Annotated in this window: 11 protein-coding genes and 1 pseudogene; 6 read left to right on the top strand and 6 right to left on the bottom strand. The window is 68.1% G+C overall.

Going from position 1 to position 10,026, the window contains the following annotated elements:
- Positions 1-1,020: 1,020 nt before the first annotated feature.
- From ABTZ94_RS33285 to ABTZ94_RS33270, 4 genes are all read right to left on the bottom strand, one after another.
- Complete coding sequence (locus ABTZ94_RS33285) at positions 1,021-1,257, bottom strand: hypothetical protein (protein WP_351206484.1); 237 nt, start codon at positions 1,255-1,257, stop codon at positions 1,021-1,023.
- 64 nt (positions 1,258-1,321) lie between these two features.
- A complete protein-coding gene (locus tag ABTZ94_RS33280; RefSeq protein WP_351206482.1) occupies positions 1,322-1,786 on the bottom strand; it encodes a MarR family winged helix-turn-helix transcriptional regulator in 465 nt (154 codons plus the stop codon).
- 328 nt (positions 1,787-2,114) lie between these two features.
- Positions 2,115-3,128, bottom strand: coding sequence for an alcohol dehydrogenase AdhP (adhP, locus tag ABTZ94_RS33275; protein WP_351206480.1), 1,014 nt, complete (start codon positions 3,126-3,128; stop codon positions 2,115-2,117).
- Positions 3,129-3,326: 198 nt separating this feature from the next.
- Positions 3,327-3,878 (bottom strand): glycoside hydrolase family 25 protein, encoded by a 552-nt coding sequence (locus ABTZ94_RS33270; protein WP_351206478.1) that lies wholly within the window; start codon positions 3,876-3,878, stop codon positions 3,327-3,329.
- Positions 3,879-4,035: 157 nt separating this feature from the next.
- Here ABTZ94_RS33270 and ABTZ94_RS33265 point away from each other — a divergent pair, with 157 nt between their 5' ends.
- The gene (locus ABTZ94_RS33265; RefSeq protein WP_351206476.1) at positions 4,036-4,728 is read left to right on the top strand and encodes an NADPH-dependent F420 reductase; all 693 of its coding nucleotides are present in this window, start codon (positions 4,036-4,038) and stop codon (positions 4,726-4,728) included.
- Entirely contained in the window at positions 4,716-5,051 is a 336-nt protein-coding gene (locus tag ABTZ94_RS38075; protein WP_502967352.1) for a hypothetical protein, read from the top strand. The genes ABTZ94_RS33265 and ABTZ94_RS38075 overlap by 13 nt, the downstream gene beginning before the upstream one ends.
- Here ABTZ94_RS38075 and ABTZ94_RS33255 read toward each other — a convergent pair.
- Entirely contained in the window at positions 5,011-6,360 is a 1,350-nt protein-coding gene (locus ABTZ94_RS33255) for a radical SAM protein (RefSeq protein WP_351206474.1), read from the bottom strand. The genes ABTZ94_RS38075 and ABTZ94_RS33255 overlap by 41 nt on opposite strands.
- Before the next feature lie 160 nt (positions 6,361-6,520).
- Positions 6,521-7,366, bottom strand: a complete 846-nt coding sequence (locus ABTZ94_RS33250) for a pentapeptide repeat-containing protein (protein ID WP_351206472.1) — start codon at positions 7,364-7,366, stop codon at positions 6,521-6,523.
- Positions 7,367-7,519: 153 nt separating this feature from the next.
- On the opposite strand from ABTZ94_RS33250, the gene ABTZ94_RS33245 reads away from it, so the two are divergent.
- The 4 genes and pseudogenes from ABTZ94_RS33245 (at position 7,520) to ABTZ94_RS33230 (ending at position 9,929) form a co-directional block, all read left to right on the top strand.
- A complete protein-coding gene (locus ABTZ94_RS33245; protein ID WP_351206470.1) occupies positions 7,520-8,116 on the top strand; it encodes a hypothetical protein in 597 nt (198 codons plus the stop codon).
- The gene (locus ABTZ94_RS33240; RefSeq protein WP_351206468.1) at positions 8,116-8,562 is read left to right on the top strand and encodes a hypothetical protein; all 447 of its coding nucleotides are present in this window, start codon (positions 8,116-8,118) and stop codon (positions 8,560-8,562) included. Before ABTZ94_RS33245 ends, ABTZ94_RS33240 begins: the two co-directional genes overlap by 1 nt.
- Before the next feature lie 29 nt (positions 8,563-8,591).
- Positions 8,592-9,131: pseudogene (locus tag ABTZ94_RS33235) on the top strand (FAD-binding oxidoreductase).
- A 306-nt stretch (positions 9,132-9,437) separates the two neighbouring features.
- Positions 9,438-9,929 carry a hypothetical protein gene (locus tag ABTZ94_RS33230; protein WP_351206486.1) on the top strand — a complete coding sequence of 164 codons (492 nt, stop codon included), beginning with the start codon at positions 9,438-9,440 and terminating at the stop codon, positions 9,927-9,929.
- The last annotated feature ends 97 nt before the right edge of the window (positions 9,930-10,026 follow it).

Here is a 10,026-nt window from a genome sequence, read left to right as displayed (position 1 = left end):
GTGGAGCCATGAATCCCACCGCAAGACCGCACGAGCCCGCACCGTCGAGGACCTCATCGCAGCGTAACCAACCGGCCACCCGACAGGCTCTCAGGGCTGGGCCATGGACTTCCGCTCTGTTCGACACGGTCGCACGGGACGCGGCGGCCGCCGCCCGTGACGCTGTCCGGATCGACGTAGCCGGCAGGGTGACGGAGGACATCTGGACGTATGACCGGGTTCCGGGCCACTGCGTGCTGCTGCCTTGGACAGCGCCCGGGATGCCCGGCGGCACCGTACAACTCGACGGGGTGTTCAATGAGACCCTGCCCGCCCGGGCAGCATTCACTGAACTGCAGCCGCTGGCGGACGGTCCTGGGTACCGCGGGCCGGCCGCATCTCCCGAACTGTCACTGGCCTGGAAGCCGCTGTGGCTGGTAACTGACGCATACCCACAGGACATGGACTCTACGACGCCGCCCTGTTGGCAAAAGCCACCCCGCCACGGTACGAACTGGTGCGGGACGCCTACGTCCTCGGGGGTACCGAGGGACTGCGGCCCGCCGGTGCCTGGTGGATCGACTGGTTGGACGTGGAGACCGGTTGGGGACACTTCATCGCCGAACATCCGTGGGTCAGAGCGTGCGGCGAGCCACCGCGAACGTCTGGCTCGGGCACTGGCGTCGCTGTTGGGAACGGCGGAGCAACCGGAGGAGGGCACCTACAGCCGGTGGGCCCGGTGGCTGCAACCGCTGGTGGAGTCCACAGGTACGACGGCCGCCGGGCGTCGCGCGGCCGACCCCGGGTCCCCCGCCGAAGGGGGATACGACGGACTGGCGGCAGCCGTCATGATCGTACGAGAGCTCGCCGGGAGACTTGGGCTGGAAGACGCCCTCGCCACTGTTCTGTCCTATGAGGACAGCCGGCACCACTGGCGGGAGAATCCGGACACGTGCGTCCGGGCTGTCAACCCACTGCGCTGATCCGCGGCGCCCCCTCCCAGGCCTTTCGTCGGGCCCGCGCCCTGCGCGTCTGCTTGGTTCAGCCGGCCTGGCCGATCGCGCTGCGCAGCATGGCGACTGTCGTCGCTGCCGCCACGCGCTCCACGCAGTCCCCCGTAGCACGCACCCTCTCCTCCAGGAGCACGGCGGCGGCCTGGCGGACTCCCACCCGGACCAAAACGGTCTGCATGGCCGTCAGTACAGCCACCGCCGGTTCGGCCGGGGTTGCGGTCGCGGCCTGTGGAATGAGGGTTTCCGCGCCCGAACGCACGGTCACGCGGCGGCTGAGCCGCGGCTGTGGTCACCCGGGAAAGTCTGCCGCACCGAACTCGGGGAATCGCTCAACGACCTGACCGCGGCCCTTCGAGCCCTTCGTGGACGTGGGCGTGGACTTGTCTCAACAGGGCTGCCAGCTGCGCCTGTTCGGTGCTGGTCAGGGGGGCGAGCAGTTCCCGCTGCACAGTCAGGGCATCGGTCTGCAGGTCCGCGAGCATCGCGTGGCCCGCCGGGGTGGGCGTGACGGTCACGCGGCGGCGGTCGGCGGTGTCGCGAGCCCGGTTCACGAGTCCGGCCACTGCCAGATCGTCCACGATCTTGACCAAGTCGCTCCGGTCGATCCCGAGCCGTGACGCCAGCTCCCGCTGTACATGAGGGCCGAAATCGACCAACGCCGACAGCACCGCCATGTGCCAGAGCCGCAGATCGCGCTCGGCCAGCCGCGCTGCCAGCCGACTCCGCGCAGCCTTGCCTGTGTTGGACAACAGATAGGTCGTGAGTCCCAGGAGGCTGGGCGGGGTCTCGCTCATCGCAATATCTTAGGCTTCTACCAATGATGGGTCTTCTCCTGCTAATTGGAGCAGGGCGCGGCACCACCCGCTCAGGGCCGTTCGATATTCGTCTGCCGGGTCACCTATGTCGATGCCGGGCTGGCGCACTGCCTGGAACATGGCGCTTCACCGGTCGCCGGTGCATGCGACCGGCCGGACTGAGGCCTCACGTTCCGCACCACCCATGTGCGCGACCCCGAGGGCAACCTCATCGAGTTGCGGTCGTACTGACCCAACCCGGGCGGCGCCCGTCCGCGTATCGACCCACATCGCGGGCGAGCGCCGCCATGCTCCTCGCATGTGCGGTTCAGCGCATGTCGAAGACGAGACGACCCGACACCTTGCCCTTCAGCACTTCGTCGATCGACGCGTTGATGTTCTCAAGAGCCCGGCTCTCGCGGACGACGCGTGTGCGGCCGAGCCTGTGCAGCTGGAACACCTCGGCGAGATCCTCACGGGTTCCGACGATCGAGCCGACGATCTTCGTGCCGTTCAGTACCGTGTCGAAGACGGGCAGTTCCAGCTTGCCTTCGGCGGGGAGCGCCACCAGGACGAGCGTGCCACCTCTGCGCAGCGCACCGTAGGCGGCGCTGAACGACGCGTTGCTCACGGCCAGAGAGATGGCCGCGTCGGCTCCACCGAGCCGGCGGGCCTCCTCGGCGACATCCTGGACCCGGGCGTCGATGACATGGTCGGCGCCCAGCTCGCGGGCGAGGGCCAGCTTCTCGTCGGTGACGTCGACGGCGATCGTCTCGGCGCCGAAGATCCGCGCGTACTGCAGGGCGAGATGGCCCAGGCCGCCGATGCCGGAGACGAGGACGCGCGCGCCCGGGCGCGCGCCGGACAGTTTCACGGCCTTGTACGTGGTGACACCCGCGCAGGTCAGCGGTGCCGCGTCCAACGGGTCGATGCCGTCGGGCACCGGCACCACGTACGTTCCGTGCGCCAGTGCATACTCGGCATGGCTGCCGTCCACGGAGTAGCCGCTGTTCTGCTGCTTCAGACAGAGCGTCTCCCAGCCGGAGACGCAGTGGTCGCAGTGTCCGCACGCCTCTCCGAGCCAGGGGATGGCCACCCGGTCCCCCACCGCAAGATGAGTGACCTGTGCGCCGACCGCTTCGACGATGCCGATGCCTTCGTGGCCCGGAACGAACGGTGGGCTGGGCTTGACCGGCCAGTCGCCGTGTGCAGCGTGGATATCCGTGTGGCACAGCCCGGAGGTCTCCATCCGCACCAGGACCTGGTGTCCGGCCGGCGATGGCACAGGCCTTTCCTCGATCACCAGCGGCTCGGTGAAGCTGCGGACAACGGCGGCTTTCATGGATTACTCCTCCGCTTCGATCGGGCACGTCCGGCTGATCGGCCACCCTGCGGTATCACAGAGGTGACAGAAGCCTCGAAGCAGATTATTTCAGATGGCCGGATTTCGCTTTTATGTGCCCCCGCCCGAAGTTCTGTGCCACGTGCTGCGTGCCCGATCGCCGATGACCGGTCACCGGCTCACGGCACGTGCGTGCGGCTACCCCCGGGCCCAGTCGCGCATGGCCGTCCGCGAGGAGAAAGCGGCGACGTCCTTGTCGAGCGGCTGGTCGGTGTACTGATGAATGCGCCAGGACGCCTGGATCCTGGGCTCCCCCGCGCTCACGTAGTCGGCTATCCACAGACCGTCCCCCGCATACGACGTGGTGTCGTGATGCAGCCAGAAGTAGCGGTTGCAGTACAGCAGAACCTTGTGATGGGGCCTCAGACGCTTGAGCTCACGGATGAAGCGGTCCTTCTCGGAATTGCTCGCCCGCGTGCCCTCGCCATTGTCTTCCCAGTCCACGGCGAGCAGATCACCCGCCTTCTCCGGGGCCTTGCTCACGAAGTACTCCGCCTGCGCCGTGATGTCGTCCGGCCAGAGAAAGTGGTAGAAGCCGACCACGCAATCTGCGTCCCTGGCGCGTTTGACCTGCGAGGTCAGATGCGGATTGATGTACGAACGGCCCTCGGTGGCCTTGATGAAGACGAAGTCCAGTCCGTCCGTGCCGAAGGACGACTGATACGAGCTGACATCGACGCCATGCAGCATGAGCACCGCCTCCAGGTGGGCTCGGTGATTCCGTTTCTCTTCCTGTACGTGCCCGCAGTCGTCCGGTCCCATCCTCCCGGCGAACGGGCGAATCGTTTTTTCATTGCCCGGAATATGAACCCGCAGTGAGTAGTTGGTGAAGGGGCGAAAGCACATCATGCACCGCAGGCACCATCGGAAGGTCGGATCCATGAAGATCGGCATCATCGGAGCGGGCAACATCGGCGGCAATCTCACCCGGCGCCTCACGGCACTGGGCCATGACGTCTCCATCGCCAATTCTCGCGGTCCGCAGACGCTCACCGCGCTCGCCGAGGAGACCGGAGCCACCCCGGTCACCACCGCGGAGGCTGCTCGCGGGGCCCAGGTCGTTGTCGTCACCGTCCCCGTCAAAGCCGTCCCCCGCCTGCCCTCCGGGTTTCTCGACGGGGCCGCGGAGGGGGTCGTGGTCATTGACACGGGCAACTACTACCCGCAGCAGCGCGACGGCCGCATCGCCGCGATCGAGGACGGTCTGCCGGAGAGCCAGTGGGCCGAGGGACAGATCGGCCACCCGTTGATCAAGGCGTTCAACGGGACATACGCGCAGGACATCCTCGACAACGGCCTGCCGAAGGGCAGCCTCGGGCGTCAGGCGCTGCCGGTGGCCGGTGACAACGCTGCGGCCAAGCAGGTCGTACGCGACCTCATCGACGAGCTGGGCTTCGACACTGTGGACGCGGGCGGCCTCGACGAGTCCTGGCGGCAGCAGCCCGGCACACCGGTCTACGGTCATCAGGGCGATGCCGAAGCCGTCACCAAGGCACTCGCCGAAGCTTCCCCGGAGCGCACGGCGCAGTGGCGCGCCTGACGCCGCCTACGACCCTCATTCGTGAAGTCGGTGCTCCGGCCGGCCCTCTCCCACGCGAGCATCTCGGCGCGGGCGGCATCGAGGTGTGCATGGATCGCATCAATCGCATTGTTGCCGAGCGGCAGCCTGAGCGGCGTCTTCTCGGCAGCGAGGGCCGTGAGGATGACCGCAGCGGCCTTGTCGGGGGCGACGGCACGGACAACGTCCTGGTGCAGGGTTTCGCCGGGGTCGTACGTGAACTGGCTTCCGGCGCCCCGGTGGTGCCCGACGACCGGCTCGGTGCTACTGAACGTCGTCCGGACGGGCTGGAAGACTGTCCATGAACGAGCTGACGGAGAAGACGGCGCGCCCCGGGCCGGGCGGGCCGTAGCCGGGGGGCGAGCTGAGCCCGTACTCCTCCATGGTCGCTCGGTAGGCGTCCAGCAGGCGGATGTGGTAATCCAGCGGTGCTCCGTCCGGGTTGGTCTTTCCGAGCGGGGTGGTGGGCTCCGGGCACCAGGTGGTGAATCGCGGGGTGATGCCGTGCGACATGAAGAACCGCAGGCCCTCGGTGGTCGATTCGATGGCCTCGTTCACCGTGGTGAAGCCGAAAGGCTCGGCCATCTCCACCCCCGCCACGAAGTTCGGGATGACATTGCGGGGGCCGAAGACCTCGGCGGAGTCCAGGATGCGGCGGTGCCACTCGTCGCGGCCGACGTAGCGCTCCTTGCCGGGGCAGTAGAGCTCGAACAGCCTGCGGTCCCACACCTCGTAGTTGGGGTGGTAGATCTGGACGCCGTAGTCGTGGAAGCGCTGCACATCGGCCTTGGGCAGGGCCTGGGCGACGACCTTGCCGATCCAGCGACCGGGGAAGCGCTCCTCGATGGCCTTGGCGTACTGACCGTAGAAATCGGCCTCGTCGCGGCCACCGATGTGGGAGGTGATGGCACCGCCGGTGAGGGTGTAGGCGGTGGAGGTCTTCGCGGTGTCGTACTTGTCGATGATGGCGAGTGCCTCCAGGACCTCCTCGACCGGCTTCACACCGGTGTACGGGCGTCCCGCCGCCTTGTGCTGGCGCCAGTTGTGGTTGATGTCGCAGTACTGGCACTCCTCCTTCGCCCCGAAGTACTGGCAGACGCGGAAGACCGTCAGATAGACGAGGTAGCCCCACTGAATGGTGGGCGCGACCTCCATCACGGACTTGCCGTTCTCAAGGGTGTGCCGGTAGTAGTCCGGCATCGGCGGCAGTCCGACATCGGAGATCCGCCGGCCGTCGAGGTACAGCCCGAGCACGCCGTCGTCGTCGGCCGCGACGCAGTACGGGGACGCCGGGTTGACCCGTACCGACACCACGGTCCTGCGCAGTTCGTACGGACCTCCGGTGAGCACGATCTCCTCCGGCGGACGGCGGAGTGCGGCCGCGCCGAGTTCGGGGAGGGTCCCGTGGTCGAACGAGAAGATGAAGTACGACTTCGGCTTGACATCGCCGCCCTCATTGTCGCTGAGGGCGGACTCGTCGAACGCCAGGCCGCCACGCAGGAGATCTTCCTTGATGACGGCTTCCCGGGGCACGTGCGGGAACTGCTCCATGAGCCGTTCGATCAGGCGGGTGCGGCTCTGCTCGGTGCGGATGCGGTCGGTACTGCTGGGCATGTGCGGGACTCCTCGGTCCGGTCGTCGAAGGCGTTCCGGGTACGCCACACTGTGCAACGAACCACGGGTGTCCGCGGTGCCCCGTCGCACCGGCCGATCCGTTCGGGCGTGGCGCGGGTGGTGTCCGGGCCGTCAGAATCGTCGCGGTCCGGGCCGGGACTCACTGGTCCCAGTGCGTGGGGCGTCCGAGCGAGGACGGGAGTCTCGTAGCCGCGTCGCCCCTGGCCGAATTGAGCTGAGCCTGGGTGAGGAAGAGACTTCCGGTGAGGTCGGCGGCGGACAGGTCGGCGTCCCGGAAGTCGGCCCCGATCACATCGGCCAGACGCAGATCGGCGCCCTTGAGGTCCGCTGCGATGAGGTACGCACCCCGCAGATCGGCGCCCCGCAGATCGGCGCCTTTGAGCCTGGCTCCGATGAGGTCGGCGCCGCGGTGGTCGCGCTTCTTCCTGCGGGGTGCCGTGGCTCGTGCGAGTTCGCTGGTACGGAGCAGGAGGGCGGCGACCTCGTCTCGGTGCGCGGCCACATCCAGATCTGTGAACGCGTCCGCCGGAAGGTGGGTGAGGCGTTCCGTCTCGTCGAGGCTGCGACGGATCTCGGCGTGGAGGGAGCGCGCCGGTTCCAGGGACAGTGCTTCCGTGAGGTACCAGAGGAGTTCATGGAGCTGTCGCATGACCGGGAACACCTGGAACATCTGCTGGGCGGTCTGCGGGGCCCGGCGCCAGTCCTGCCCGTCGAAGGTCTCGCGGGAGACCTTCTGGCCGGCTCCGAAGCAGTCGTACACGGTACAGCCGGGGAAGCCCTGGGCCCGTAGTCCGGTGTGAATGCCGCAGCGGAAGTCCTCCTGCAGATTGCGGCAGGGCTTGCCTGCATCCTTGTTGATCGCGAAGTCCGCGGACCGGGTCAGGGTCAGTGCAACGCAGCACAGCCCGAAACAATTCGCGCAGTCGGCGCGCAGTTCGGCACGGTCGTTGCGGTCGGTGCCGGGGCCTTGGACATTGTCGGGCACAGTACGTGAATCCTCTGGGGTACGGAACTGTCGGACGGTCGACCCTATCGGGACCCGTCACCCGTACGCGCCGATTTCGTGATCGCTCCCAGACGCCCTGGCCACCGTAGCGTCCGTTTCGCCCTGTTCCTTTGGCGAAAAGAGCACCTCTTCATGCGTGCACGTACGTTGTCTGCCGTCTCACTCTCCTCCGCGTTCCGCCGGGGCCCGCTCATCCGCAGACTGGTCGTCACCCTTCTCCTGCCGCTGCTCACCGTGGTGGGCAGCGCCCTGTTCGCCCCTGGGGCACTGGCCGTCCCTGCCATCGGACCGTCGGCCGCTGTCGTGCACTCGACCGTGCCAGGTCCGGGTGCCCCGTGCACCAGCAGCGATCCGGTCGTCTGCTCGATCCGCGAGATGACTCCGAAGCAATGGGTGCAAGCGCGCGAGATCCGGGTCCGCTACCACCAGTTGCTCGACTCCATGGAGCTTGTCGAGGACCGGATGCGCGCCGCGGGCCGTTCCGACGAAGAGATCGCCCGCGTACTGGTCGCCATGCGCAACGAAGCGAAGGACGTCACTCGCGCGGGCATGTCCCCAGAGGCCGTTCAGGCTCTTGAGGCACGCAACATGGCGAAGTACGGCAACCCACTGGGCCCCACGGCCGACCAGCAGTTCGCCAAGTACGGCAACTGGGAGGCGGTCATCGACGCCGCAACCCGCAGCAATGCCGCGATCGACCAGGAACTCGGTCTGGAGCCGCGTCACTGATGTCCGCGACAGTGCTGCAGGACTACGACCGTCATGGCACGGTGTGGGCGCTGGACCCGGCTTCCGGGCTCCTCACCCCGGCCTCGGGCCTCTGTCACGGCTTCGTCCATGTACTGCCGCATCGCACCGGCACCGCCGCTGCTCTGTACGCCGACGATTCGGCTCTCTGGCTGCAGTACGGCCAACACCGGTGGAATTGCGAAAAGGTGGCCGTCCGACACATACAGCGGCCGGACGGCACCCGCACCATCACCGTCGACAGTCCGCCGGATCCGCAGTGGCAGGCGCACCTGCCCCCGCCTGACACCGGTCCGTATGATCCGGCCTACGACTGGACGGACACCATCGCGGACAATTTCTTCCTCTGGGTCGACGAGCGGCTGGCCGACGCACGCCGGCGGGCGGTCCTGCGCGACCACTTCCTGCGGGGCTTCGCCCCGGCTTGACGCCGACGGTGGAACTCTCGTCGGCGGTCATGGCGGGAGAGGCGGTGAGCGCCGTGACCGCGTCGGGTGTGATCCCCTCGGCGCTCGAACTGGTCGACCGTCCCTGTCTCGCCGCGGTCGACGAGAGGCAGAACATGGGTCTCTCCGCCGACGCGGACGTGGTGCTGCTCGGCCGGGTCGACACCCCCTGGCGCGAAGCGTGATGACGAGGCCGAATTCGTGCGGGACTGCTTCGAACGGACGGGCGCGACCGGGGCCGCGGTCTTCATGGACCAGCGGGAAGCCGATGCGCTGTTCCAGGCGCGGCGACCTGTCCGGCGTTGGAACGGCTCGGTCCGGTGCTGGCCGAGGACGCCTGTGTGCCGCGGACCGCGGTTCCCGAGATGCTGGCCCGAATCGAGAAGACAGCGGCCCGGCACGACATTCTGCCGGCCAACTTCACCCATGCCGGGGACGGCAAGCTGCACCCGCTGATCACCACCCCGCCCGGTGACGAAGCCGCGCGTGCCCGTGCCCAGTTGGCGTCGAGGACGTCCTCGACGATGCGATCGCGCTCGGTGGCACCGTGACGGGCGAGCACGGCGTGGGGCTGCTGAAGATGCGTGGCATGAACAAGGCACCGGGTTCCGCGGTGCTGGGCGTGCACCACGCGGAAGGGCGGCGCTGGACCCGCACGGCATCCTCGGTCGGGGCAAGGTACTCGGCGGGGCCAGGTCGTCGCCGTCCGGTGCAAGGGACGCTCCGCGCCGTAGCCGGGGCGCATCGGCGCGGCGGGGTCGGCGATCCGGTCGGGACGGTCGATGCCTCGCGCCCGAGCCCTTGTCAGTGGGGCGGCGCACACTGGCAGCAGTACGGCACAGGCGAAGGGAGCGCTGATGGGCGCCGAGCACGAGACCGGCTTCGAACCGGCCACCGGGGACGGCCCGAGGAACCCGGCACCGGACGGGAAGCGGGTCGCCTCGGTACGGACGGCGTTCGAGGGGATGCTGCAGATCCGGCGGCTGACGAACACCGGGCGGGCGCACCCGGAGGGCGTGCCCGCACATTGGGAGAGCCACCGGCCGATACGGGCCATCGCACTGGCCCTGGAAGCGTCGGGCGTGGCCGCCTCGGCCGTTGATGACTCCGGCCTGTGCACGGCGACCGGGTACCGCCTGGAAGAAGGTGAGGCGCCGGGCAGCGTAAGGGTCGAGTGGCTCGGTCCGCCCGGCAGCGGGGCCGCCCATGCGGAAGAGGGCGAACTGGGCCGGTGCGCGGCTGTGTTGCGGGAGTTGGGCTGGACGGTGCTGATGTACCGCGGACCGCGGCGCAGACGATTTTTGGAGGTCGAACCACCGGCCGGTGTCCGACGGCCGAACGGCGGCTAGTGGCAATGCCGTTCGGTTAGAGGTTCGATCTGCGGCGCAATGCTCGGCGTTTCGGCTGGTGATACGGGTGCAGCCCTTGTAGTGGTTCTCGGGTCCG

The sequence above is a fragment of the Streptomyces sp. NPDC002785 genome, from assembly GCF_040295565.1.
Lineage (GTDB): Bacteria > Actinomycetota > Actinomycetes > Streptomycetales > Streptomycetaceae > Streptomyces.
Note: the sequence above shows the minus strand (reverse complement) of the source record. Positions and strands in the feature narration are given on the sequence as shown.

What these genes read in the sequence shown, in the direction of transcription:
- ABTZ94_RS33280 (WP_351206482.1), bottom strand. Translation starts at nt 1,786, where the DNA reads ATGAGCGAGACCCCGCCCAGCCTCCTGGGACTCACGACCTATCTGTTG.
- adhP (WP_351206480.1), bottom strand. Translation starts at nt 3,128, where the DNA reads ATGAAAGCCGCCGTTGTCCGCAGCTTCACCGAGCCGCTGGTGATCGAG.
- ABTZ94_RS33270 (WP_351206478.1), bottom strand. Translation starts at nt 3,878, where the DNA reads ATGCTGCATGGCGTCGATGTCAGCTCGTATCAGTCGTCCTTCGGCACG.
- ABTZ94_RS33265 (WP_351206476.1), top strand. Translation starts at nt 4,036, where the DNA reads ATGCACCGCAGGCACCATCGGAAGGTCGGATCCATGAAGATCGGCATC.
- ABTZ94_RS33255 (WP_351206474.1), bottom strand. Translation starts at nt 6,360, where the DNA reads ATGCCCAGCAGTACCGACCGCATCCGCACCGAGCAGAGCCGCACCCGC.
- ABTZ94_RS33245 (WP_351206470.1), top strand. Translation starts at nt 7,520, where the DNA reads ATGCGTGCACGTACGTTGTCTGCCGTCTCACTCTCCTCCGCGTTCCGC.
- ABTZ94_RS33240 (WP_351206468.1), top strand. Translation starts at nt 8,116, where the DNA reads ATGTCCGCGACAGTGCTGCAGGACTACGACCGTCATGGCACGGTGTGG.
- ABTZ94_RS33230 (WP_351206486.1), top strand. Translation starts at nt 9,438, where the DNA reads ATGGGCGCCGAGCACGAGACCGGCTTCGAACCGGCCACCGGGGACGGC.